Here is a 25,060-nt window from a genome sequence, read left to right as displayed (position 1 = left end):
GCGCTTACAGGCGCTCGATGATCGTGACGTTCGCGAGGCCGCCGCCTTCGCACATCGTCTGCAGCCCGTAGCGGCCGCCCGTGCGTTCCAGCTCGTGCAGCAGCGTCGTCATCAGCCGTGCACCGGTCGCGCCGAGTGGATGGCCGAGCGCGATTCCGCCGCCGTTCGGGTTGGTCTTTTCGTGCGGGAAACGCGTGTCGGCCAGCCATGCCTGCGCGACCGATGCGAATGCCTCGTTCATCTCGACGACGTCGATCTGCGACCAGTCGAGGCCGGCCTTCTCGAGTGCGGCCTTGGTCGCGGGAATCGGCGCGGTCAGCATCCACAACGGATCGTCGCCCAGCACACTCAGGTGATGGATGCGTGCACGCGGCGTGAGGCCGTAGCGCTTCAACGCCTCCTCCGACACGATCAGCAGCGCGGCGGCCGCATCGCAGGTCTGGCTCGCGACGGCGGCCGTCAGCGAGCCGCCCGGCGTCAGCGGTTCGAGCGTCGCCATCTTTTCCAGCGACGTATCGGGGCGCGGCGTCTCGTCGTGCAGCACGCCTTCGAGCGGCACGATTTCCCGCTTGAAATGGCCGGCCTCTATCGCCGCGACCGCACGGCGATGACTTTCGAGCGCATAACGCTCCATCGCATCGCGGGACAGATTCCAGTGATCGGCGATCCGCTGCGCGGCGACGAACTGCGACACCGGTGCGTCGCCGAAGCGCGCACGCCAGCCGGTGCTGCCCGAGAACGGATCGTTGAAACCGAGCGGCGCCGCGCAGGTCATCGCGGACGAGATCGGGATCTGCGTCATCGTCTGCACGCCGCCGGCCACCACCACGTCCTGCACGCCGCTCATCACGGCCTGTGCGGCAAAGTGGACGGCCTGTTGCGACGAGCCGCACTGGCGGTCGACCGTCACGCCCGGTACCTGCAGCGGCAGCCCGGCCGCGAGCCAGCAGGTGCGCGCGATGTTGCCCGCGAGCGGGCCGATCGTATCGACGCAGCCGAACACCACGTCGTCGTACTCATCGGCCGGAATCGCGTTGCGTTCGACCAGCGTCTTCAGCACGAAGCCGCCGAGATCCGCCGCGTGCATGTGCGCGAGCCCGCCCTTGCGGCGGCCGGTCGGTGTACGCAGCGCGTCGACGATATAGGCTTGTTTCATCAGTTCAATTCCTCGAGGTCGAAGGTCTGCGCGGGGCCGATCGGCAATGCGTCGCCGAGGATCGCATCGGCCACGCGGGCCTTGTGGAACGCGCTGTCGCCCCAGCTGCCGGAAAGCGCCCAGATGCGTTTCATGAAGATCTGCAGGTCGAGCTCCCACGTGTAGCCGATCGCGCCGTGCACCTGCATCGAGTGGCGCGCGGCCAGTTGTGCGGCCGACGTTGCCGCGAGCTTCGCGTGCGACACGAACACCTCGCGCTGCGGGTGATCGTCGGCGATGGCCTGCGCGGCGCGCGCGACCACCGGCCGCGCGAACTCGTAACGGATCGCGACATCCGCGAGCAGATGCTTGAGCGCCTGGTACGAGCCGATCGCCTTGCCGAACTGCTTGCGCTGCGCGCTGTAGTCGATCGCGACGTCGAGCACGCGCTGCGTGAGGCCGAGCAGCTGCGCGGCGACCGCGAATGCGCCGTGGTCGAGCGCGCGGTTCAGCAGCGGCGCGGCCTCGTCGGCGCTCGCGATGCGGGTGGCCGCCGACGGCTCCCAGTCGAGCGTGAACAGCCGCCGCGACGGGTCGACGCTGTCGACCGCGCGCCACGCGCACTGCGCGGGGTCGACGCGGTGCAGCTCGCCGCGGTGCTCGCACAGCAGCGCCTGCGCGACGTGCACGTCGGCCGCATACGGATTCACCGGATGCACGAGCGCGACGCGCGCACGCCCTTCGGCGATGTCGCGCAGCAGCGCGTCGCGCCAGTCGCTCGCCGGCAGCCGCGCGAGCACGCCGGCCGATACGAGCGCCGTGTCGAGCAGCGGCTCGGGGCTGCCGAAATAACCGTAGGTCTGCGCGAGCAGCGCCCATTCCGCTTCGGTCAGGCCGAGGCCGCCGTACGCCTCGGGCACCGACACGGCGGTCAGCCCCTGCGACGCGAACAACGCCCACAGGTCGTCCGACCGCCCGGTCGGCGTGGCCCACAGCTCGCGGATCAGCTCGGGCGTCATCTCGGTCATCAGCAGGCGCTTCACGCTGTCCGCGAGCGCTTCCTGGTCTTCATCGAATACGAAATCCATACGATGTCCGTTCTGTAAGAGTGGCGCCGGCGCCGTTACGCGCGCGGCATGCCGAGCATCCGTTCGGCGACGATGTTGCGCTGGATCTCGTTGGTGCCCGCGTAGATCGTGCCGGCCTGCGCGAACAGGAAACCGTCGAGCCAGTGGCCAAGCGTCGCGTGCTGCGCGGCCGTCTGCGGGACGACCTCGCCGTGCGCGCCGAGGATGTCGAGCGCGGTCTGGTGCATGCGCAGGTCGAGCTCCGACCAGAACACCTTGTTGGTGCTCGACTCCGCGCCGATATGGCCGCCCTTCAGCAGCCGGCTCGCGGTCGCGTAGGTCGACAGCGCATACGCCTGCGCATCCATCCATGCCTGCACCACGCGTTCGCGCAGCGTCGGATCGCGGTCGGCGCTGTCGCGGTGGGCGAGATACAGGTCGCGCAGCGCCTGCGCGGTGCGCTGGAACCGTGCCGGCGAACGCAGCATCAGCCCGCGCTCGAAGCCGGCCGTCGCCATCGCGACCTGCCAGCCCGCGCCTTCCGCCGCGAGCCGGTTCTCGACCGGCACGCGCACGTCGTCGAAGAAGATTTCCGCGAAACCCGTCTGCCCGTTCAACTGGCGGATCGGCCGCACCGTGATGCCCGGCGCGGACAGCGGCACCATCAGGAAGGTGAGCCCGTGGTGGCGCGACGATTCGGGATCGCTGCGGAACAGGCCGAACAGCCAGTCGGCCCACACCGCGCGCGTCGACCAGATCTTCTGGCCGTTCAGCACGTATTCGTCGCCGATGCGGGCGGCCGTCGTGCGGATCGCGGCCATGTCCGAGCCCGCGTTCGGCTCCGACCAGCCCTGCGCCCACACGTGCTCGCCGGCCGCCATCGCGGGCAGGAAGCGCGCCTTCTGCTCCGCCGTGCCGAAATCCATCAGCGTCGGGCCGAGCAGGAAGATGCCGTTCTGGTTCACGCGCATCGGCGCGTCGGCGCGCCAGTATTCCTCTTCGAAGATCAGCCACTCGATCAGGTCGCAACCGCGCCCGCCGAGTTCGCGCGGCCACGTGACCATGCTCCAGCGGCCCGAATGCAGCGTGCGCTCCCATTCGCGGTGCGCGGCGAAGCCTTCCTCGGTGTCGAAGCTCGGCAGCCGCTCGCGCGGCACGTGCGCGGCGAGCCATTCGCGGATCTCCGCGCGGAACGCCTGTTGCTGCGGCGTATAGGTCAGGTTCATGCGCGTGCCTCCTCGGCGGTCGCCTGCGCGTCGAAACGCGCATCGCGCTTCTCGACGAACGCGGCGCGCGCTTCCGTCGAGTCGTTCGTCATGTACGCCTGCAGCGTGAAGCCCTGCTCCCAGCGGTACTTGTCCTCGAGATCGCCGTCCTCGACGCCGTTCAGCGCCTCCTTCGCGAGCCGCACCATCGCCGGGCTCTTCTCCGCGATCTTGCGGGCGATCGCGAGGGCCGCGTCGCGCAGCGTGTCGCGCGTCACGACCTGCTCGACCGCGCCGAGCCGGTACGCTTCGGCCGCGTCGATCATGTCGCCGGTGAAATACATCATGCGCACCTTCTGCACGCCGAACAGCCGCTGCAGATGCGCGCCGCCGCCCATCGCGCCACGGTCGATCTCGGGCACGCCGAAGCGCGCGCAATCGGCCGCGACGACGATGTCCGCCGCGCCGCAGATGCCGATCCCGCCGCCGAGCACAAAGCCGTGCACGGCCGCGATTACCGGCTTCGGGTTGCGGTGCACCGCGCGAAACGTCTCGTAGTTGCCTGCGTTGACCGCCACGATCCGCTCCGGATGCGCGGCCAGTTCCTTGATGTCGACGCCCGCGCAGAAGCCGCGCCCTTCACCGCGCACGACGATCACACGCACGTCGTCGTCCTCGCCGAGCGCGTCGAGCGCACGCGAGAGTGCATGCCAGCCCTGCGCGTCGAGCGCGTTCACGGGCGGATGGGCGATCACCAGTTCGGCGATGCCGTCGGCGCGGTCGATCCGGAACGGCGTCGCGCCGGCCGGTTGGTTGGATGCTGTCATCTCCAAAGCCTCCCTGTTATGTTTTCACGCGGCCTGCGTCGCCGGCACGCCGCGCAGCGCGGCCAGTGCGTCGAGTCGCTCGCCGGCTTCCGCGACGATCCGCGCGATCAATGCGTCGCATGATTCGATCGCGCCGATCATCGCGGCCGCCTGGCCGCTCGGCAGCACACCTTCATCCGGGCGGCCCTCGACGATCGCGCGCTGGATCAGGAACGGTGCGTTCGCGGCCATCAGCGTCTGGCTCGCGGTGTAGTCGTGCGAGCGAAGCGCCTTGATCGCAAGGCCGAGCATGTCGCCCGTGCTCAGGCCGTTCTGGCGCCGCCACGCTTCGGCCGTCTTCAACGCAAACCACGTGCGGCGCAGCGGGCCGAAGCGTTCGAGCTTCAGCAGATACGGGTTGTCGATCATCCGTTGCGGCAGCCCGTCGAGTGCGTCCGATACGCGGATGCGTGCCGGGTCGCCAACCGCGACGTAGCGCTCGAGCGTCTCGCGCGGCACCGGCGATTCGGCGCTCATCAGGAAACGCGTGCCCATCGCGATGCCGGCCGCGCCGTAGGCCAGCGCGGCAGCCAGCCCGCGCCCGTCGAAGAAGCCGCCGGCCGCGACCACCGGCACCCGCACCGCGTCGAGCACCTTCGGCAGCAGCAGCGTGGTCGGCACCGAGCCGGTGTGGCCGCCGCCTTCCGCGCCCTGCACGGTGACGATGTCTGCGCCGAGTTCGACGGCCTTCGCCGCGTGCTTCGGCGCGCCGACGGTCGGCATGCAGACGATGCCGGCGTCCTTGAAGCGGCGAATCGTCTTCGCATCCGGCCCGCGGCCGTAGCTCACCGCGCGCAGCCGGTGCTTGATCGCCAGCTCGACGACCTGCTGCGCATTCTTCTGGAACATGTGGAAATTGATGCCGAACGGCTGGTCCGTCAGCGACTTCACTTTCAGGATCTCGGCCTCGACGTGCTCCGGTTCGAGCGTCGCGCCGGCCAGGAAGCCGAAGCCACCGGCGTTCGCGGTCGCCGCGACGAGCCGCGCATCGGCCACCCAGCCCATCGCGGTCTGCACGATCGGATAGCGGCAGCCCAGCAGGTCGCACAAGGGCGTATGCAGCGTCGTGCTCATGCGGCGGCTCCGTTGACGGCGACCGGCGCCTGCGCCGGTGCGTCGCTGCGGTCCGCGCCGTTCGGCTGGCGCTGCGAGCTGGCCATGCTGCGCGCGTCGTAGCCGCCGAGGCGATCACCGCTCACCAGTTCGTTGTGCGCATGTGCGAAGTGATGCCACGCGAACGCCGCGTCCATCGCCGCGCGCTTGCCCTGCAGCTCCTCGACATGGTTCAGCGCCTGCTTGGTCAACGTGAGCCCGAGGCGCGGCATCGTCGCGATCTTCGCGGCAATTGCGTAGGTCGCGTCGCGCAGCCGCTCGCGCGGCACCACGCGGTTGACCATCCCCATCTGGTACGCGCGCTCGGCCGGCATCCGCTCGCCGAGGAACAGGAATTCCTTCGCGATGCGCGGATTCAGCTCGTACGCATGCGCGAAATACTCGACGCCCGGAATCCCCATCCGCACGACCGGATCGGCGAAGAACGCATCCTCCGACGCGACGATCAGGTCGCACACCCACGCGAGCATCAGCCCGCCCGCGATGCACGCGCCCTGCACCATCGCGATCGTCGGCTTCGGCAGGTCGCGCCAGCGCCGGCACATCCCGAGGTACACCTCCTGCTCGCGCGCATAGAGGAACTCGCCGCCTTCCTTGTCGACGTGGTCGTACCACAGCGATGCGCGGTCGAACGACTCGTGGATGTCGCGGCCCGGCGTGCCGATGTCGTGGCCCGCCGAGAAATGCTTGCCGGCGCCCGCGAGCACGATCGCCTTCACCGCGTCGTCGTGCGCGGCGCGCCGGAACGCCGCGTCGAGCGCATACGTCATCTTCGAGTTCTGCGCGTTGTGATACTCGGGACGGTTCATCGTGATCGTCGCGATGCCATCCTCGACCGAGTAGTCGACGACACCGTCGCCGAAGGTCACCTGGGTCGCTTCCATGTCGTGCCTCATCCCCGGCGCGGCGCCGGATTGTTGCGCACGATCGTCGCGCGCAGGTTGTGCGGATCGAGCGAGCGGACGATGCGCAGGTCTTCCGCAGTCGGCGCGGCCGTCGTGCCGAGATCCGGTGCGGCGATCAGCGGGAAGCCCGTCGCGTCCTGCACCTCGTCGAAGCTCACGCCCGGATGCAGCGAACGCACGCGGATCGCGTGGTCCGGGCCGCCGAAATCCATCACGCACAGGTCGGTGACGATGCTGCGCAGGTCGACGAAGGTCTTCATCCCGGGCAGCCGGCGCGCCAGGTTGTAGCCGACCGTGCACACCATGTCGACTTCGCGTTCGACGAACGTGCGCTTGCCGTGGCCGCTGACGAAGAACGAGTTCGCGTGGTTCGTCGTGTTGCCGGGGAAGCCGCGCGCGCCGAGCAGCTGGGTTTTCGGGCGCGCGTAGTCGTCGCCGAGCCACGAGATGTTGGCCTGGCCGAAACGGTCGATCTGCGTCGGCATCACGAGCGCATGGCGGCGGCCGTGCCACAGGCAGTCGAACACGCGTTCGTAGGTCATCCAGCCGCTCGCCTTCACGCGATAACCGTCGGGGCGCGGGCCGAGCGGCACCGGCTCCTCGACGAGATACGCTTCGCCGTCGGTCAGCATCAGCCCGTTGTTGTACGCGAGCCGCGCGAGGCCGGCCGCGAGCCGCGGGCCCGTGCCGATGCCGGTCGCCAGCACTTCGCCGTCATCGCGCCAGAGTCGCGCGGACGCGACGATCATCAGTTCCGCGAGGGAATGGTCGAGAGATTCGCTCACAGGCGCTCCTTTACAGAATCGGCAACGGCAGCGTCGTCACGTGCGACAGCCCGCCGACGCCTTCGAGGTACTGGCGTTCGTCCTGGCCGACCACGTCGCGCAGGTACGCCGTCGTTTTCGCGTCGTCTTCCGCGCTGGCGCAGTACGCGCGCAGGTGCGGCAGGTCCCAGCCGTAGGCCGGCCCGCACGACGTCGGGTGCGCGCCGCCCGGCGCCTGCACGACGCCGGTGACGAGCGAGCGCTCGAACGGGTTGCGTTTGGCGGCCTCGAGGTCCTCGCTCGCGAGCGACGCGTCGACCGTTTCCGCGGACACATAGCAACGCTGCGCGGCACGCGCCATCCACGCGTCGAAGAACGGATCGGGGCCATCGATGCGCGTATTGCCCATCCGGTCGGCCGCGTTCACGTGCAGCAGCGCGACGTCGAGTTCGATCGCGGGCATCGCGAGCAGCGTCTCGCCGTCGTCGTACGGCGATTGCACGGTGCGCAGTTGCGGCGCGTGATCGAGCAGCGCGGTGCCGAGCCCGGCACGGGTCGGCAGGAACGGCAGGCGGGCGGCGGCCGCGCGCAGGCCGAGCTGCAGCATGCCTTCGTCGAGTTCGAGCACGTCGACGCGGCCCTGCTCGCGGGCCCGGCGGAAATGCGGTTCGAGCGGAATCACGTCGAGCGACACGAAGCCGAACACCACCTTGCGCACTTTTCCGGCCGCGCAAAGCAGGCCGACATCGGCGCCGCCGTACGCGACGATCGTCAGGTCCTTCAGGTTCGAGCGCGCGATTTCGCGCACCAGCGCCATCGGCTTGCGCCGCGGGCCCCATCCGCCGATGCCGATCGTCATGCCGTCGGCGAGTTGCGCGACCACGTCGCGCGCGGACATCGTCTTGTCGAGAGGTTTCATCGTCATCGTGCTGGCTTACCGGTATCCGATGCTGAAATCGTGGCCCCACTGGCTCACCTTCGTGGCCTCGAACACCGCGTGCTGCGACCAGTCGACCGTGAGGCCGCCGAAGCCGTATTCGAGATCGAAGCCGCCGGGGGTCTTCATGTAGAAAGAGATCATCTGGTCGTTGCAGTGCCGGCCGAGCGTCGCGGACATCTTCACGTCGTGTGCGGCAACGCGATCCAGCGCGCGGCCCACTTCGTCCATCGAATCGACTTCGGCCATCACGTGCACGCAGCCCGACGGCACGGCCATCTCGAACAGCGCGAGGCTGTGATGGCGCGCGTTGCGGCAGTGCATGAAGTGGATGCGTTTCTCGGGTTCCGCCGGGTCGGGCGTGAACTTCACGCGATAGATATCGGACAGCTCGAAGCCGAGCACGCCGCGCACGAATGCGTCGGTCGCGTCGAACTGCGGCGCGGGCAGCACCGCGTGGCCGAGCCCCATGTCGCCGGTGACGAAGTGCGAGACGCCCAGCGGCGACACGAAGCGGCGGAAGTCGCAGCGCGCGCCCCAGTACAGCTCGTGGCGGTTGCCGGACGGGTCGGTGCACCACGCCATCGCCTGCACGCGGCGCAGCGCGGCTTCGTCGCGGGTCGCGCGCACCGGCTCGACGCCCGCACGCTGCAGTGCCGCAAGCGCGGCATCGAACGCGGCGCCGTCGGGCAGTTCCCAGCCCGACGCGAAATAGCGGTCGGTCGAGCCGGGGACGATCACGTAGCGGAAATCGCGTTCGTCCATCTTCAGGTACAGCGCGCCGTCGGGCGCGTCGAGCGCCTGCATGCCCAGCACGTCTTCCGCGTAGCGGCGCCACGCATCGACGCGCGTCGCCTCGACGACGACATAGCCAAGCGCACGGACATCGATCATGTCGGCCTCCTCCTGGTTCAGAATCCGTTGTTCGTGAAAGGATTCTGGCCGGTCGGGGGTGGTGTTACATCGTCTGTTGGGACGAGAGGCGGCGGGGAATTCGAGCGGCGCGGGCGCACGCGGAAGCCCGGCGGAACGGGCTAGGCGTGCGGGAGGAGACGGGGAACAGGTGCGGGTTGCCGCAGCGCGGCAATCCGGGTCAGTCGAACGGGTTCAGCAGCCTGACGCCGGTGCGGGCGAAATCCGCGACGTTGCGCGTGACCACGGTGAGATCGTTGATCAGCGCGGTGGCTGCGATCAGCTTGTCGAGTTCGTGCGTCGGATCGGGCACGCGCAAATGCCCCCACATCTGGCTGATCTCGATGTCGACCGGCAGGATGTTCGGCGCATAGCCGGACAGGATGGTCGCCATCCACGCCTCGAGCGCCGACGCCTGAGGATGGTCGCCGCGATGACGAATCAGATCGACGCCGCGGCGAAGTTCAGCAACCGTCACGACGGACAGGTAAAGCGGGCTCGCATCCGCCGCGGCCTGCGTGAAGAACGCCCGCACGCCGCGGTTGGTTCGCTTGCCCTTCCTGATTTCGCTGATGATATTCGTATCAATCAAATACACGCCTGGCCTCGCCGGAATCCTGAACACGTTGAAAATCCGCGTCGTCGCCAACATCGGGCATGCTCATCAGCACCTGCGCGAATGTCTTTCGCTTCGGCCGGCCGAGCGCATCGGCCAGAATGGCCCGATGTTCGGCCTCGGCACTCCTGCCATTTGCCGCAGCCTGCTCGCGCAGGCTCTGAACGATACTTTCATCCACGTTGCGCACCAGTAGATTTGCCATGATTCCCTCCATCCAGGCTTGATATCAATGATAGCGTGACGGCTGCGAATTGCAATCATTGCTATCACCGCCATTGACGGAAGGATGACGGGGATTGGCGTCGGCGAACGGCGACGGGCCGCATGACTCCTCTCGGCACGCGCCGCTCGCCCGACGGGTCGAATTGCCGCCTGCAAGGTAAGCCGGATCGGATCGACGGAAAAGATGGCCGATTGGCTATGCGGCGGTGCGCAGACGCGGGCAAATCGCAGCGAGGCACTCGCCTGTATCGCTGCCGGGCGACGCTCATGCGGATCGAGCGCGCGGCGGGCCCCCGGGTAAACGCCGATGGCCGCGCGTGCTGCCCGGCCAGCCGGTCAAACGTGCTCGTGCGCGCGGACCAGCGCTCTTTCCGCGTCGAGATCGAGCTTGCGGGACAACCCGTAGTACACGCCGCCCGACACGATCAACCCGACAAGCCACGCAATGTCGATCTCGTGCAGCCGCTGCGCGATGAACCCGACGAACACCGCCTTGCCGGTGGACGGATCGAAGATGCTGAAGAACGGAATCATCGCGGCGAATCCGACCAGGTAGGCGGCGATCCCGGTCGCCTGCCAGGACCCGTAGATGCCGTCGGGACGGAAGAAATGCGGGATCACATAGTGGCCCTTGCGGACGAAGAAGTAGTCGACCAGATTCACCGCCGTCCAGGGCACGAGGAAGTACAGCAGCGTCGTCAGGAACAGGTTCAGCAGGTTCAGGCCGCCCCCCTTCAACAACAGGATGCAAGCGGCAAGCAGCACGCTGATGGCGATGATCGTGGTCACGCGCGCACGGCGGCCCGGCGTCATCGGCTGCAGGCAGTCGACGCCCGTCAGCACGGTCAGCGTCGCGCTGTACGTATTCAGCGCGATGATCGGCACGAACCCGACGACGGCCACGGTCACGAGCAGCGCGCCGAACCCGGGCGCGGCCGCGTTGCCGAGCCCGTATATCGCGGACAACACGTTCGTCGCGGACAGCGACTGCGCGAGCGACGCACCGAGCGCGATCATCCACGCGCCGGACAGCGATGCGCCCACGAACACCGCCGCGATCAACGGCTTGCGGCGCGTATCGGCCGGCAGGTAACGCGTGTAGTCCGACACGTACGGCGCGTAGCCGATGTTGTAGCTGGCCGATACCGCGAACTGCGTGAGGAACGCGACCCAGTTGAAGCCGAGGTTCGGCATCGGTGCGCCCGCCGCGCCGCCGCCGGCGTGCGTCATCGCGAGCACGGTCACGATCACGTAGACGGGCAGCGTCGCGTACAGCGACCACTTGAACGCGCGGTGCATCGCGTCGTGCCCGTAGATCGCGAGCAGCGCGCCGATCGCGATCGCGGCGAGGCCGACCGGTTTCGAGTCGTAGCCGAGAATGTTGTGCACGCCTTCGACGATCAGCGCGACGTTCACGACGTTGATGCCGAAGAACACGAACAATGCGGCCACGAGCGCAAGCACGACGCCGCGATAGCCGAACTGCGCGCGACTGGATCATCTGCGGCAGTCCCATCTCGGGCCCCTGCGAGCCGTGGAACGCCATGAACACCGTGCCGAACATGATGCCGAGCGCGCCGGCGAGCGTCGTCCAGCCGGCCGACAGCCCCATGGCGGGGCCGACGAAACCGATCGAAACGGTCAGGAAGTGAAAATTGCCGACGAACCAGAACGGTCCCTGGTGACGGAGTTTCGCACTCCGCTCGTGTTTCGGCACATAGTCGATCGAGCGGCCTTCGATGGCCGACGGATGCGATGCCTGCGCGACATGTTCCATGTCTTGTCTCCTGCGACGGCCGCGTTGCCCGCGGCCGATCGGGTCGTTGGAATCGTTCGAATGAATGCGTTGACGGATCGGGGCGCGCGTTATTCGTCGTCGCGGTACGGGATGGTCCATTCCTCGCCGCGCACGGTCGTCACGTACTCGGGCCAGCGATACTGGTGCGGCACGCGGAAATCGGCATCGAGCATCGGCGCCTCCCACGCCCGCCCGCCCACCCCGCCCTCCGTGCGCTGCGCGAATTCGTCCTGCGCAGCACGCAGCAGGTCGCGGTCCTCGAGCAGATCGACGAGCGTCGCACCGATCGTCTTCGACGCGCTGACGATCATCGGGTCGATCGTCTCGCGAATGCCGCCGAGCGCATTGGCGACCCAGTCCGGATAGACAAAGCCCTGCGGCGCCTTCAGCATCGGCCGGGCCACGTAGAGCCGCACCGTCGGGCAATGCCACGTGTACTCGGTGTAGTCGTCGGAGGTCATGTACTTCTGCCAGGACGGCATCTGCTTGCGCAGTGCGACTTCGCAATCCTCCGGATCGATCAGTTGCTCGGTCACCGGCAGGAACGGCTCTGCCATCGCGTCGATGCCGAGGTTGCGCTGGATCTCTTGCGCGATGCGGATCGCATCGCCGTTCCAGCGCGGTGCGCCGGCGCGTTCCAGGTTCGCGTAGGTCGCTCGCGCGAGCGCATGGTTCGGCAAGCCGCCGCGCGACTTGCTGACCCACGTCTTCTTCCACTGGCAATGCGTGGCCTTCGCGGCGGCTTCGGCGTTCTGGTCCATGACCTGGCTGATCGTCTCGGCCTGCTCGACCGAATCGGTGCGCACCATGAAGTCGATCTGCGCGATATGCGGCGGCAGGTTGTCGGCAGTCGCCTGCCCGGCGACGAGGATCGCCTCGTTGAAGCTCCACAGCCCGGTGGCCGGCAGCATCGAGCGGCGCAGCCCTTCATTGAGCTGGTAGAAATGGATCAGCGCGTCGTTCGCGCCCGGCGCGCGCGCGGCGAGGTGATTCTGCGGAATCGGGCTCAGCTTGTCCGACGCGATCCAGTTCTGCGGATCGTCGCACGTGAAGGTGTAGATGTAGTTGTAACCCACCCCGCAATGCGTATCCCACACCGTCGTGTTGCACAGCGGCAGCAGATAGGTCGGATGGAAACTGACCGCCGCGTCGAGGCCGTCGTAGTAGCCCTTTGCCGCATGGATCGGCTTCGACGCGCGCAGTTTCTCGGCGGGCTCGCCGAAGAACTTCAGCGTGCCTTGCAGCCCGTGGCGCACCATCGCGTCCTTCGCGGCCAGCAGGCCGCCAAGTGCGCTGATGCCAAGTGCCGAATGTGGATCCGTGTGGCCCGGTGCAAAGCGCGACAGGTGGCCGCGCGGTTCACGCCGCGTCGATGCAGCCTGGCAGTTGCCGGGCACCGCGTCGTATTCGGCATAGGTCGCGACCGTCGGGCCTTCGCCCTGCCGGAACGTCGCGACGAACGCGGTAGGCATGCCGCCGCTGCCCGCCTCGACGTCGAAGCCGGCCGCCCGGAGTTGTTCCACATACCAGGCGCTGGACTTGTACTCGCGGAACGCCGGTTCCGCGAAATGCCAGATCACCTGGTGCCAGTCGGACAGCTCGGTCGTATGGCTGTCGATCCAGTCGAATACCGAACGCTGGGTTGCGCGCATCTCGTCTCCTTGGTTGTCGAATCGGTCGAATCCCTTTTCGCGACGCCATCCTACGGCCGGCCTATCGAATGGCATAATTGACCGTAATCGAATTTATCGATAACCAACATGACGCTCGATCATCTCGCGATCTTCATCGCAATCGCCAAGCACGGCGGGCTGTCGGCCGCCGCGCGGCGGCTCGGCAAAGCGCAATCGACGGTGAGCACGGCGCTCGCCAATCTCGAAGCCGATCTCGGCGTCCGCCTGTTCGATCGGGATCTTCATCAAGTGTCACTGACAGCCGAGGGCGAGGTGCTGCTCGGCTTCGCGCAGGCGACGCTGAACGCGGCCGCGACGCTCGAACGCAAGGCGTACAGCCTGGCAGGCGGGCGCGGGCATCGTCTTCGGCTCGGCATCGACCCGATCCTGCCGCAAACGGCTGTCCATCTGCTGTGCCTGGAACTCGAGCAACGTTTTCCGGAACTTCAGCTCGAACTGCTGCAGCCGAACAGTGCCGACGCAGCCGCGCTGCTGAAGCACGGCGCGCTCGATATCTGCATCGCGGCAACGGTCGAAGCGACGCCGGTCGAATTCGGCGCCACGACGCTCGGCCACGTGCAGTTCGTGCCGGTCGCGGCGCGCAGCCATCCGCTCGCGGCGCTGAAGGCCGTCAGCAATCGCGATCTCGCACAGGTGCGTCAGCTGCGCGCGGCCGATCGCGATGCGGAGAGCGGCTCGGTGTTCGGGCGATACACCGAGATCATGTGGCACATCGAAAACCAGGCGCAGCTCGTCGATCTCGTGAAGAAAGGTCTCGGCTGGGCGTTCATCCCTGAGCACCTGCTCGCGGACGAAGGAAATGGCGAGCTGTGCGTGCTGCCGCATGAATATCAGCGCTCGGCGTTCCTGAAGGCGGTCGATTTGCTGTGGAGCCTGCGCAGCCGGCAGACGGACGTCATCGCCTGGCTCAATGGCGACCTGCCGAAGCTCGCGGCGTTGTTCGCGTTGAAGTGAGCGGTGGATCGGCTGTCGCGCGGCGTGTCACGAACGTCCCACCGCACGACCCCGGTACTTTCGTCGCGATTTGTGCCCCCTACCCGGGCCACACAACAACGGCCCCCCGCTCAGAACCGGTACGAAATCCCGATCTGCAACACCGGGTACCACCGATAGCGCGACATCACCTGCCGCAGCGAATCCAGCCCGCTCGCGGCAAGGATCTGGCTCTTCGCCGGCCCGGCCGCGGCCGCCAGTTCGGGCGACAGCGTGTACGAACATTTCGGTATCCCGTATGCAACACCGAGATCGGCGACGAACCCCAGCCCCTTCGACGCCGGCCGGTGCCCGTAGCCGATCCCGAAATACGGCATCACGGTCGGATAGCGCGCTTCCGCCACCGCGTACATCCCCGGCATCGCCGGATAGCGCTTGCCGCCGAACACATAGGTGCCGTTGGTCGGCACCGATACGCCGCGGAGATCGTCGTCGTTGAAGCGCAGACCGAGCGTCGCGCGGAAGCCGCTGCCTCGCCACGGAAAGATGTCCGCGTACAGGCCGCCCTGGCGCAGCTTCAGGTCGTCCTGATAGCGATTGCCGGCCACCGTGAAGTCATGCGAAAGATCGATCGCATTGAAATCCGCATGCGCACCCAGCATCGAATTGAAGCTCACGGCCGCGCCGATGCCGACGCCTTGCGTGCCACCCTGCAGGTAGATCTCCTGCGCGTGCGCGCTCGCGGTGCACATCACCGCGACTGCGGCCCATTGGTTCACCGTCATTTTCACGGGCGCCTCCCCCGACATGTGCCGGGTGCGCCTCGCCAACGCATGCGGCCTGCGCCGCCCTGCGTGATGCGAACCCCGGCACGACACCTTGCAAGCAAGCTTGCTGTTCTACGGATCGGGAACGCGTTGCCTCGTGCGCATGACCGATACGACATGCGCGGCGCCGCGGCCCGATCCGATTCCCCGTTTGTTTCGATGTCGTTACATGCCGCCGATGCACTGATCGTTCTGGCGAGATTCGTCTGCACTGGCGGCACCGGGTCCACCGCAAGGCACGTGCCATGCCACGCAAATCCCCGCGCAGCAAGCGTCGTAGCCAAACGCTCGCGGTCGTGCAGGGTGAAACAAGAAGAAATGTTTCAGGAACGCATCGATATTCGGCGCGCGACGCCGCAGCGCGCGATTGTGTGCGCACGCATCGATATCGCGATGCACGCCGGGCAAGGCCGGACGGGCGTCAGCGCGCGTATGTCGCCGTTGCCGTCGATCGGACGTGACGGCATGCATCGAAGAAGCGTTGCAAAGGTGTGACCTCGCACGGAGCGCGTGCGATGCCGATACGCAAGCGTGCCCGGCAAGTCAGGGGGAATACGGATGCCGGTTCACGCATGCCGTGCGAAAGGATTGGCGTGTGATCCGAAACTGCTCTGTACACCGCACCGATACCCGCCTCACCCGACGTTTCGTTGTCCGATGACAGCCTGCCAGCGGATGATAGAATCGTCCGGCCATACCCTCTGGACGGACACAATGCAAAAACTGCAGTGGTCTAGCGGAATCGATAACGAAATCGAATTCTGGTCAAAGTGGTTGGATACGAAGGGCGGTTCGTGGCCGGAAGATTTTCAGTTCCGCATCAACCCCGACACCGAAGTACATCCGTGGATGGCCGAGCTGCTGAGCGGCGTCCCGAATCCGAAGATCCTCGACGTGGGCGCCGGCCCGATGACGGTGCTGGGCAAGAAGATGAACGGCATGCCGCTGGACATCACCGCCGTCGATGCGCTGGGCGATCGGTACAGTCGCCTGGATTTCCCCTCAGGGCTTCCCCTTATCAAAACCCGGCAGTGCGAAAGCGAATGCCTGACCACGATGTTTCCGGCAAACACGTTTGACCTGACCTATGCGAAGAACACGCTCGACCACAGCTACAATCCGGTCGAAGCGTTTCGGCAGATGGTCGCCGTGACGAAACCCGGTGGCTTCATTGCGACCGAGCATGCAGCGAACGAGGCGCTGAACGAGAACTGGGAAGGCTTCCACCAATGGAACTTCCACGTCGACGGGCGCGATTTCCTGATCTCGAATCGAAGCGAGACGTTCAGTATCTGCCGCGAAATAGAGGGCCTGGCGACGATCGAAACGCTCTCCCCCGATCGCGCTGACTATATCGGTTGCGTGATGCGCAAACTCTGATCGGCGGCGCGGGTGCGGCCGTTCCATTCAGTCGCACGCATCGGAGCGATTCACCACTCGCGAATTCACGCCCCTGAGTTTGATAGTCCGAACCGATCGGCCGGAATCGCGGCATGGCGACCGCAATCGGACATTGCTGCCGCCTGCCGCGCAGATCCGGCAACGTTTTCCGAATGCGGCGATGCGTTCGATCCGGAAGCGAACCCGCATCGCCACCCGTCGCAGCTCCCTCGGGGAACAAGCATCTCTGCCCGCCAGGTTGATTTACACTTCGGCGTCCAACCCACCCACGTTATCGATGACGAAGTCTGCTCCGCCCCCCAATAGTCAGCGCGTATTCGGACTGGATATACTGCGCGCGCTCGCGGTTCTCCTCGTTCTCGCCAGCCATACCGTGGCGCACGGGGCGCCGCCTGCGTGGCTGAGATGGTACTTCTCGGCACAGGGGACGATCGGCGTAGAGATCTTTTACGTTCTGAGCGGGTTCCTGATCGGCAGCGTGCTGATCCGGTCCCGGAAAGCGGGCAAGCTCGAGGCCCCTGGCGATGTCCTCGATTTCTGGAAGCGCCGCTGGGCACGTACCCTTCCGCTCTACGCTTTCTTCCTGCTCGTCTATCTACGCTTCGACTACCACGGCCCGGCATCCCTCGACGTCGCCTGGCCGTTCTTCCTCTTTCTCCAGAATCTGGCGTGGCCGATACGACCATTCTTCGAGCACTCGTGGAGCCTGGCCGTCGAAGAATGGTTCTACCTGTTGCTCCCGTGCGTATTTCTCGCCGCCGCAGGCATGCTGAAGTCGAATGGCCGTGCGATGCTCGCAACGTGCATCGTGTTCATCGTTGGCCCGCTTGCCGCAAGGATCGTTTTTGGTTGGCACGCCCAGTCGCTATCGGACGTCGATAGTCATGTCCGATCCATCGTATTGTGCCGACTGGATTCCCTGTTCATTGGGGTAATCGTGGCGTATATCCGAATCGAACGACCGAAACAGTTTGCGCGTCTTGCACCGCTCTGGAAATTTGCGTTGCCGATATTCGTCGCCCTGACGCTTTACTTCGCGTGCGGTGCGCCTTATCTCGTCACCAATCCCATCGTCCGCACCATGGCTTACCCGATGCTGTCCGTCGTCATCGCCGCGTTGCTTCCCGCAGCGATGACCGTTCGGACGTCGGGCAGTCGTCTGCTCGATCGCTTCATCGACTGGACCAGCCGAATTTCGTATTCCCTCTACCTGGGACACATCTGCATGCTGACACTCGTGCTCGGCATGTTTGCAAAATACGGGTGGTCAATCGAAAGTCATCGCACGACACTCATCCTGTATGTCACTCTTGCCGGCTTCTATTTCGCATTCGCGCATCTGACATACAAGTTCGTCGAGCAGCCGTACATTCGGCTCCGCGACAAGGTCATGGGGAACAGCGATGAGCGAAGCGGGTGCAATGCCGTGAGTGCCCCCTCTGTCCGGCCGGAAACCCGGGCGAAGCGTTCCCCGGAAGTGCTTGCAAACGTGCAACACATCGAGCATCGGTAGCGGGGCCGTCAGGCGAATCGGAAATGCAAAGGCCGCTCGCAACGAGCGGCCCACACAGCGCGTTCGGTCGGCCGTGCTACAACCCGTACCCGGCCGACATCGTGCGCCTTCCCCCAGCGCTTGAGCGCGAGCATCTTCTGCGTCTCGTCGATCCACGCCTGGTCGAACTGCCCCTGTTCGAGCAACACCGGAAACATCCCGGCCTCGATCACGCAACCACACCGCGCTGATTTATTAGTTTTCTAGATCACCATCCGAACGAAGCTGCTTGGTACAATCCGTCGACCAAGACCAATCCAGCTTATAAATAAAACTGGCCATCGGAAAATGGCAGACGAGGGTTCTCAACTCGAATATCCGCGCCAACTATCGGCAATTCATAAGACCAATCGATTAGCGGGGGGAACTGTGAAACACATCGCAATTCTTTTGTTGGTTGCAGCCACTGTTGCCGGTTGCGATTCGAAACGATCCGACAACAGCACTCAGTCGTCAGCGACGAGTCCCAGCACATCAAGCGATACTTCCACGCCACAGCAACCGTCCCCAGTGGCAGCCCCTGCGCCTCCTCCCCCTTCACACAACTATGCGATGAGCCAAGATGGTACTTATGGTTACGAGCCAGCACTTAGTGAAGATGATGTGAGAGCAGGAAAGGCCACAAAGGCGCTTGTCATGATGCGCTACGTTGGACTTAGGGATGGCAACTATATTCTGCTCTTGGTCGATGAGGACAATCCGAATATTTCGAATCGTATTACTTGTTCGGCCCCATGCAATTTCGCCAAGTCGCAAACCATGGCCGGCGATTCGATTCTAAAAACTGAAACCGTACGGGTTGTACCTAATTCCCTGATCGGCGCGATGATCGAAGACGCGATGTCAGGACAACTGACACCCTATGGCCAAAGCACGGCAACGTTGCCCCAACCTCAACAATCATCTACTACGGCAACCTCGACGCAATCGAACTTGCCGGCTGCTCAGCCGGCGGCAAATCAACCCGCAAGTGATGCCGCAGCTTCACCGCTGCAACAAACAAGCTTCGACTGTGCCAAAGCCAAGTCCATTCCAGAATTTCTGATCTGTCACGATCCCGATCTTGCAGCTTCAGATCGGGATCTTGCCGCGACATATCAACAAGCGAAAGATGCTGTCATCGACAAGACTGCCTTTGTTGAACGGACACGAAAACAGTGGAATTTTCGCGAGAAGAATTGTCGCGACAAGGACTGTCTGACATCGTGGTATGCGTACCAGAAGCGCGTTCTGACGAAGATCGCTCAAACTGGTGATGTCAACGTTCAAGACAACTGAGGCGACTCAAGCGACGCGGAAGCCTGCTTGTCCGAGCAGGCTTTACTGCATCCGCTACAACCCATACCCCCCGGACACATTCAACTGCTGCCCCGTAATGTAATCGGCCCGGTCCGACGCCAGGAACACCGCCGCCCGCCCGACATCGTGCGCCTTCCCCCAGCGCTTGAGCGCGAGCATCTTCTGCGTCTCGTCGATCCACGCCTGGTCGAACTGCCCCTGTTCGAGCAACACCGGAAACATCCCGGCCTCGATCACGCCGACCAGGATCGAATTCGCGCGAATGTTGTAACGCCCCTCCTCGCGCGCCAGCCCCTTGACCAGCGCCTCGTTCGCCGCCTTCGGTGCGACCGACAGCCCGTCGCGGTCGGGCCAGCGCAGATGCCCGGCCGAACCGAGCGTCACGAACGATCCGCCGCCCGACGCGCGGAAATGCGGCAGCGCGGCCTTCGCCGCCACGAAGAAGCCGACCGTCTCGACGTCGATCGCGCGGCGCCAGTCGTCGTGCGTCATGTCGCCGATATGACGCTGGTTCACGAACGGCCCGGCCGCCCAGACGACCGTGTGCACACGGCCATGCGCGCCGATTGCAGCTGTGAGCGCGGCGTCGACCTGTGCGGGGTCGGTCACGTCCACGCAGTGCGTGGTGGCGGCGACACCTTCGTCGCGAATGTCGCGCGCCACGCGCTCGGCCACGTCGGCCTTGCTGCGGTAGCCCACCGCGACCGGCACGCCGGCACGCGCAAACTCGAGCGCGACGCCCTGCCCGATCCCGCCGCTGCCGCCGAACACCAGCACCGCGCCCTGCGGAAACCCGTTGTCGTTCATGCGTTGATCCCGTTCGTGTGTCGCGGCGGCGCTCAGGCCGCCGCTTCGGCCCCCGCCCGCAGGCGGTACTTCAGCACCTTCCCGGCCGCGCTCGTCGGCAGTTGCTCGACGAACGTGAAATGCCGCGGCACCTTGTAGTTCGCCATGTTGCGGCGCGCCCAGTCGTTCAGTTCGTCGGCGTCGGCATGCGCGCCCGGCCGCAGCACGACGTACGCGTGCCCGACTTCACCGAGCCGCGTATCGGGCACGCCGACCAGCGCCACCTGCGCAATCGCCGGATGCGCGGCGAGCAGCCGCTCGATCTCCGCCGGATAGCAGTTGAAGCCGCCGACGATGAACATGTCCTTGATACGATCGGTGATCTTCAGGTTGCCGTTCGCATCGACGCAGCCAAGGTCGCCCGTATGCAGCCAGCCATTGGCATCGACGGTCTCGCGTGTCGCGTCCGGCTGGTTGAAGTAGCCGCGCATCACGTTGTAGCCGCGCACCCAGATCTCGCCGGTCTCGTCCGGCCCGAGCGGCACGCCGCCCGGCCCCGCGATGCGCAGCTCGACATCCGGCATCGGCCGGCCGGACGTATAGGCGACCGTCTCCGCATCGTCGCCTTGGCGGCACAGGGTCGCGAAGCCGCACGATTCGGTCAGCCCGTAGCCGGTCAGCACCGTCTCGAAGCCAAGCTCCGCGCGCATTCGCTCGATCAGGCTCGGCGCGATCGCCGCCGCGCCCGTCACCGCGATCCGCAGCGACGACAGGTCGCGCGTCGCGCGATCGGGTGCGTCGAGCAGCGCGTAGTACAGCGTCGGCGGGCCGGGCAGCACCGATATGCGGTCGTCGGCGACACGGCGCAGCACGTCGGCCGGCTGGAACACGAGATGCGGCAGCACGGTCGCGCCGCTCGACAGCGCAGCGAGCCAGCCGGCCTTGTAGCCGAACGTGTGGAAGAACGGATTGACGATCAGGTAGCGGTCGTCGGCGCGCACGCCGGCGATCGCCGCCCACGCCTGCGCCGCGCGCAGGTTCTGGCCGTGCGCGGTCATCACGCCCTTCGGGCGGCCGGTCGTGCCGGACGTGAACATCAGGTCCATCACGGTGTCGGGCGTGACCTGTGCCTCGCGTTCGCGCACCGCGGCCAGCGGCACCGCGGCGCCGCGCGCGAGGAACGCGTTCCAGGTCTCGTCGCGCGCACCGGGCGGCGGATCGCCGTCGAACACGACGACGCGCTCGAGCGTCGCGGGCCGGTGCGGCGCGAGCATCGCCGGATAGGATTCGCCGAGGAAGGTGCCGCAGCAGAACAGCAGCCGTGCGCCGCCGTCGTGCAGGATGCCGCCCACCTCCATCCCCTTCATCCGCGTATTGACCGGCACGAGGATCGCGCCGACCGTGTGGATCGCCAGTGCGGCGACGATCCATTCCGGCAGGTTCGGCGCCCACACCGCGATACGGTCGCCGGCCTCGATGCCGCTCGCGAGCAGCGCGCGGGCCGCGTCGACGCGTGCCGCATCGAGTTCCGCGTAGGTCAGCCGGCCATGCTCCGACTCGATCGCCGGATGCGCGCCGTAGCGCGCGGCTGCCCGTGCGATCAGCGCGGGCGTGGTCAGGATTTCGTTGTCCATCGTCATAGATCAGGATGGCCGTGGGCGCCGCCGGCGCACCACGGCTCAGTCGGGAAACACCACGCGCAGCGCATCGCTCGCGGGCCGCGCGCAACAGGCGAGCGTCCAGCCGGCCGCGATCTCGTCGTCGTCGAGCACGTGGTTGCTGTCGAGCGCGACCTCGCCCCGCTCGATCCGGCACATGCACGCGCCGCATTGCCCCATCCGGCAGGAATTCGGCGCCGGCACGCCCGCGCGCAACATCGCATCGAGCAGCGTTTCGCCGGGCACGCTGTCGAACGCGAACGCGTCGCCGTCGAGCACCGTCTCGATCACCGCGCCATCGCCGGATGCCGAGGCCGCCGCTGCGTCCTGCGCCGCCGTATCGGGCGCCTGCGCCGGCGCATCGGGCAGCGACGCGAAACGCTCGACGTGCACGCGCGAACGCGGCAGCCCGAGGCCAAGCATCGCGGCCAGCGCGTTCTCCATGAACAGCGCGGGCCCGCAGATGAACGTCTCCTGCTGGCTGAACGGCCGCGCGAGTTCCTCGAGATGGCGCTGCTGCGGGATGCCCTGCACGCTGTCGAGCCAGTGGATCACACGCACGCGGCCCGGATGACGCTGCGCGAGCTGCCGCAGTTCGTCGCGGAAAATCACCGAGCGTTCGTCGCGGTTCGCATAGATCAGCGTCAGCATCCCGCGTCCGTGCACGAGCGCCGATTTCAGGATCGACAGCACCGGCGTGATGCCGCTGCCGCCCGCGAACAGCAGCAGGTCGCCGTCGAGCGTGCGCGGCGTGAACACGCCGGCCGGCGGCAGCACGTCGAGCGTGTCGCCGGCCTTCACGCGGTCGCACAGCCAGTTCGACGCGCGGCCGTCGCGCACGCGCTTGACGGTGATCTTCGGCGCGGCGTCGATGCCGGGCGCGCTCGACAGCGAATAGCAGCGCGTGAGGGTCGCGTCCGCACACGGCACGTTCAGCGTCAGGAACTGACCGGGCCGGTACGTGAAGGCATCGCGCAACGCGGCCGGCACGTCGAACACGAACGAGCACGCGTCGTCGCTTTCGGCAATCACGTCGGCAACGGTCAGCCGATGGAAGCGCGAATCGCTCATGGCCGGCTCCTCACGTCACGCGGCCGCACGGGCCACCGGCGCGCCGGGCGTCGTGTAGGCGCCGTCGAGATAGACGAGCGGATCGACGTCGCCGCTCATCAGCACCTCGCGGATGCGCCCGATGAACACCGTATGCGTGCCGTATTCGAAGCGGCCGTCCTGCTCGCACACGAGGCTCGCCTGTGCGTCGCGCAGATACGGGACGCCGAGCGCCGACGTGTGCCAGTCGCCGGTCGTGAAGCGCGCCTCGCCCTTCAGGCGGCCGCTGCAGTCGATCGCGATGCCTTCGTGGGCCGCCGACAACACGTTCACGCAGAACCCGGCGCCCGCGTCGAGCGGCGGATACAGTGACGCACTGCGGTTGATGCAGATCAGCAGCGACGGCGGATCGGTCGACAGCGAATCGACCGCCGTCGCGGACATCGAGTAGCGCCGGCCGTCGTGCGCGCTGCTGATGACCGTGACGGAGCGCGCGAGGCGGCGCATCGCGAGCAGCATGTCGGTGCGCAGCGGATGGGTGGTGAGATCGCTCATGATCGGACTCCGTCAAGTTCAGTCGTGGATGGCCGGGCGGGTTGGCCGCCGGCGTCGGCTGCGCGAGCAGCCAGGTGGTCGGCGGCGAGATACCCGAAGGTCATCGCCGGACCAAGCGTCGAGCCCGCGCCGGGGTAGCTCGCGCCCATCATCGATGCGCTGGTGTTGCCGATCGCGTACAGGCCGTCGATCGGCTCGCCGTCGGCGCGCAGCACGCGGGCGTGCACGTCGGTGACGAGCCCGCCCTTCGTGCCGATGTCGCCCGCGTCGATCCGCACCGCGTAGAACGGCGCCTGGTCGACCGGCCCGAGGCACGGGTTCGGCTTGTTCTGCGGATCGCCGTAGTACGTGTCGAACAGGTTGTCGCCCTTGCCGAACGCTTCGTCGATCCCGGTTGCCGCATAGCGCGCCATGTCGCGCAGCGTGTCGTGCAGGCCGGCCGCATCGACGCCGATGCGCGCGGCCAGCGCGTCGATCGTGTCGGCCTTCACGATCACGTCGCGAAACGCGGCCGGAATCCGCGCATCGGGCATCATCAACGCCGGCATGATCGGCCCGCACGGATACTTGCGGCGAAACCGCGCGTCGAACACCATCCACGCCGGTACGCTCGCGCCGGTACGCGCATGGTCGCGATACATCGCCGGCACGAATTCGGAATACGGCGCGGCTTCGTTGACGAAGCGCTTGCCGAGGCTGTTCACGATCACGCAGCCCGGCAGATTGCGTTCGACGAACAGCGCGCGCTGCTTCTCCTCGCCCGCGACGCCGACCGTCGGCGCACCCCACACGTGCGCCATCAGCGCGAGCGCGCCGCCGAGCCGATGGCCTTCGGCGATCGCATCGCCGGTGTTGGCGGGCGGCGTCGCGCTCCACTGTGCCTGCGTCGGCTGCGGCAGGTAGCGCTCGCGCATCGGCTGGTTGCGCTCGAAGCCGCCCGCGCCGAGGATCACGCCGCGCCGCGCGGCAATCGTCACGGGCTGCCCGAAGCGCTGCGCACGCACACCCGTCACGCGGCCGTCCACGTCGAGCAGGTCGCGCATCGGCGTATCGAGCCACACGGGCACGTTGCGATCGAGCAGCGCGCGGCGCAGCCCGCCGATCAGCGCGTTGCCGAGCGTCAGGCGCCGGTCGCGCCGCGTGCGGCGGCGCATCCCGATATCGAGCCAGTAACGGCCGAACTGCGCGATCGCGAGCGTCATGAAGCCCGGCCCGCGCGAGAACAGCGTGTGCGCTTCCTTCGACGTCACGGCCACGCGCCCGCCGATCAGCGTGCCGGGCGACGCCGGCCGCAGCCGGTCGAATTCGTCGCCGAGCAGCCCGCCGTCGAACGGCATCGGATCGAGCGCGCGGTAGCCCGGCATCGCGCCCGGCACCTTCTGGAAATAGTCCGCGTACTTCGGCAGCGACTGGTAACGCACCGGCGTCTTCGATTCCAGGTAGCGCAGCATCTCCGGCGCGCGGTCGAGATACGTATCGATCTTCTCGGGCGTCGATTCGCCGGCCACGCACGCTTCGATGTAGCCGCGCGCGACCTCGCGCGAATCGGTCGCGCCCAGCTCGGCGATGTGGTGGTTGCATGGCACCCAGATGCCGCCGCCCGACACGGCCGACGTGCCGCCGTACAGCGCCGTCTTCTCGATCACGACGACGGACAGGCCGCGGTCGGCCGCGCGGCACGCGGCGAGCAGCGCGCCCGCGCCCGAACCGACGACCACCACGTCGAACACGTATTGCTGTGCTTGCGGGTCGTTCATCGCGG

Annotated in this window: 23 protein-coding genes and 1 pseudogene; 4 read left to right on the top strand and 20 right to left on the bottom strand. The window is 66.7% G+C overall.

Annotated features, from left to right (window positions below; genetic code table 11):
• Positions 1-4 precede the first annotated feature (4 nt).
• The 13 genes and pseudogenes from BDI24065_RS17705 to BDI24065_RS17645 form a co-directional block, all read right to left on the bottom strand.
• Positions 5-1,156, bottom strand: a complete 1,152-nt coding sequence (locus BDI24065_RS17705) for an acetyl-CoA C-acetyltransferase (RefSeq protein ID WP_175032368.1) — start codon at positions 1,154-1,156, stop codon at positions 5-7.
• Entirely contained in the window at positions 1,156-2,223 is a 1,068-nt protein-coding gene (locus BDI24065_RS17700; RefSeq protein ID WP_175032367.1) for an acyl-CoA dehydrogenase family protein, read from the bottom strand. The genes BDI24065_RS17705 and BDI24065_RS17700 overlap by 1 nt, the downstream gene beginning before the upstream one ends.
• 35 nt (positions 2,224-2,258) lie before the next feature.
• Positions 2,259-3,428: an acyl-CoA dehydrogenase family protein gene (locus BDI24065_RS17695; RefSeq protein WP_021159434.1), complete on the bottom strand. Its 1,170-nt coding sequence runs from the start codon at positions 3,426-3,428 to the stop codon at positions 2,259-2,261.
• Positions 3,425-4,234, bottom strand: coding sequence for an enoyl-CoA hydratase family protein (locus tag BDI24065_RS17690; protein WP_175032366.1), 810 nt, complete (start codon positions 4,232-4,234; stop codon positions 3,425-3,427). The genes BDI24065_RS17695 and BDI24065_RS17690 overlap by 4 nt, the downstream gene beginning before the upstream one ends.
• Positions 4,235-4,258: 24 nt before the next feature.
• The gene (locus BDI24065_RS17685; RefSeq protein ID WP_175032365.1) at positions 4,259-5,347 is read right to left on the bottom strand and encodes an NAD(P)H-dependent flavin oxidoreductase; all 1,089 of its coding nucleotides are present in this window, start codon (positions 5,345-5,347) and stop codon (positions 4,259-4,261) included.
• Positions 5,344-6,270, bottom strand: coding sequence for an enoyl-CoA hydratase (locus BDI24065_RS17680; protein WP_175032364.1), 927 nt, complete (start codon positions 6,268-6,270; stop codon positions 5,344-5,346). The genes BDI24065_RS17685 and BDI24065_RS17680 overlap by 4 nt, the downstream gene beginning before the upstream one ends.
• 8 nt (positions 6,271-6,278) lie before the next feature.
• Positions 6,279-7,076: a CoA-transferase subunit beta gene (locus BDI24065_RS17675; RefSeq protein ID WP_175032363.1), complete on the bottom strand. Its 798-nt coding sequence runs from the start codon at positions 7,074-7,076 to the stop codon at positions 6,279-6,281.
• Between the two features lie 10 nt (positions 7,077-7,086).
• Positions 7,087-7,980 (bottom strand): CoA transferase subunit A, encoded by an 894-nt coding sequence (locus BDI24065_RS17670; RefSeq protein ID WP_175032362.1) that lies wholly within the window; start codon positions 7,978-7,980, stop codon positions 7,087-7,089.
• A 9-nt stretch (positions 7,981-7,989) separates the two neighbouring features.
• On the bottom strand, positions 7,990-8,886 hold the full coding sequence (locus BDI24065_RS17665) for a VOC family protein (protein WP_175032361.1): 897 nt from the start codon (positions 8,884-8,886) through the stop codon (positions 7,990-7,992).
• Positions 8,887-9,085: 199 nt separating this feature from the next.
• Complete coding sequence (locus tag BDI24065_RS17660) at positions 9,086-9,502, bottom strand: type II toxin-antitoxin system VapC family toxin (RefSeq protein ID WP_226203062.1); 417 nt, start codon at positions 9,500-9,502, stop codon at positions 9,086-9,088.
• The gene (locus BDI24065_RS17655; protein WP_175011922.1) at positions 9,489-9,725 is read right to left on the bottom strand and encodes a FitA-like ribbon-helix-helix domain-containing protein; all 237 of its coding nucleotides are present in this window, start codon (positions 9,723-9,725) and stop codon (positions 9,489-9,491) included. The genes BDI24065_RS17660 and BDI24065_RS17655 overlap by 14 nt, the downstream gene beginning before the upstream one ends.
• 356 nt (positions 9,726-10,081) lie before the next feature.
• Positions 10,082-11,522 (bottom strand): annotated as a pseudogene (locus BDI24065_RS17650) (purine-cytosine permease family protein).
• 89 nt (positions 11,523-11,611) lie between these two features.
• Positions 11,612-13,195, bottom strand: a complete 1,584-nt coding sequence (locus tag BDI24065_RS17645) for an amidohydrolase (RefSeq protein WP_175032359.1) — start codon at positions 13,193-13,195, stop codon at positions 11,612-11,614.
• Positions 13,196-13,303: 108 nt separating this feature from the next.
• Here BDI24065_RS17645 and BDI24065_RS17640 point away from each other — a divergent pair, with 108 nt between their 5' ends.
• Positions 13,304-14,191: a LysR family transcriptional regulator gene (locus tag BDI24065_RS17640; RefSeq protein ID WP_175032358.1), complete on the top strand. Its 888-nt coding sequence runs from the start codon at positions 13,304-13,306 to the stop codon at positions 14,189-14,191.
• 110 nt (positions 14,192-14,301) lie between these two features.
• Here the strand turns inward: BDI24065_RS17640 and BDI24065_RS17635 are convergent, their stop codons facing one another.
• Positions 14,302-14,979 carry a hypothetical protein gene (locus BDI24065_RS17635; protein WP_175032357.1) on the bottom strand — a complete coding sequence of 226 codons (678 nt, stop codon included), beginning with the start codon at positions 14,977-14,979 and terminating at the stop codon, positions 14,302-14,304.
• A 732-nt stretch (positions 14,980-15,711) separates the two neighbouring features.
• Here BDI24065_RS17635 and BDI24065_RS17630 point away from each other — a divergent pair.
• Positions 15,712-16,377, top strand: coding sequence for a class I SAM-dependent methyltransferase (locus tag BDI24065_RS17630; protein ID WP_175032356.1), 666 nt, complete (start codon positions 15,712-15,714; stop codon positions 16,375-16,377).
• Positions 16,378-16,675: 298 nt separating this feature from the next.
• On the top strand, positions 16,676-17,911 hold the full coding sequence (locus BDI24065_RS17625) for an acyltransferase family protein (protein WP_175032355.1): 1,236 nt from the start codon (positions 16,676-16,678) through the stop codon (positions 17,909-17,911).
• Positions 17,912-17,919: 8 nt separating this feature from the next.
• On the opposite strand, the gene BDI24065_RS41050 is transcribed toward BDI24065_RS17625, so the two are convergent.
• Complete coding sequence (locus BDI24065_RS41050) at positions 17,920-18,108, bottom strand: hypothetical protein (protein ID WP_254609785.1); 189 nt, start codon at positions 18,106-18,108, stop codon at positions 17,920-17,922.
• A gap of 394 nt (positions 18,109-18,502) precedes the next feature.
• Here BDI24065_RS41050 and BDI24065_RS17615 point away from each other — a divergent pair, with 394 nt between their 5' ends.
• Positions 18,503-19,228 (top strand): lysozyme inhibitor LprI family protein, encoded by a 726-nt coding sequence (locus BDI24065_RS17615; protein WP_175032354.1) that lies wholly within the window; start codon positions 18,503-18,505, stop codon positions 19,226-19,228.
• 54 nt (positions 19,229-19,282) lie between these two features.
• Here the strand turns inward: BDI24065_RS17615 and BDI24065_RS17610 are convergent, their stop codons facing one another.
• Genes BDI24065_RS17610 through BDI24065_RS17590 form a run of 5 tightly spaced genes read right to left on the bottom strand, consistent with a single transcriptional unit; the run spans position 19,283 to position 25,055 of the window.
• On the bottom strand, positions 19,283-20,056 hold the full coding sequence (locus BDI24065_RS17610; RefSeq protein WP_175032353.1) for an SDR family NAD(P)-dependent oxidoreductase: 774 nt from the start codon (positions 20,054-20,056) through the stop codon (positions 19,283-19,285).
• Between the two features lie 32 nt (positions 20,057-20,088).
• Positions 20,089-21,675 (bottom strand): FadD3 family acyl-CoA ligase, encoded by a 1,587-nt coding sequence (locus BDI24065_RS17605; protein ID WP_302479463.1) that lies wholly within the window; start codon positions 21,673-21,675, stop codon positions 20,089-20,091.
• 39 nt (positions 21,676-21,714) lie between these two features.
• Entirely contained in the window at positions 21,715-22,764 is a 1,050-nt protein-coding gene (locus BDI24065_RS17600; RefSeq protein ID WP_175032351.1) for a ferredoxin--NADP reductase, read from the bottom strand.
• A 15-nt stretch (positions 22,765-22,779) separates the two neighbouring features.
• Entirely contained in the window at positions 22,780-23,298 is a 519-nt protein-coding gene (locus tag BDI24065_RS17595) for a flavin reductase family protein (RefSeq protein WP_089429085.1), read from the bottom strand.
• The gene (locus BDI24065_RS17590) at positions 23,295-25,055 is read right to left on the bottom strand and encodes an FAD-dependent oxidoreductase (protein WP_175032350.1); all 1,761 of its coding nucleotides are present in this window, start codon (positions 25,053-25,055) and stop codon (positions 23,295-23,297) included. Before BDI24065_RS17590 ends, BDI24065_RS17595 begins: the two co-directional genes overlap by 4 nt.
• Between the last annotated feature and the right edge of the window lie 5 nt (positions 25,056-25,060).

This window comes from Burkholderia lata (genome assembly GCF_902499025.1).
GTDB classification, from domain to species: domain Bacteria; phylum Pseudomonadota; class Gammaproteobacteria; order Burkholderiales; family Burkholderiaceae; genus Burkholderia; species Burkholderia lata_C.
Note: the sequence above shows the minus strand (reverse complement) of the source record. Positions and strands in the feature narration are given on the sequence as shown.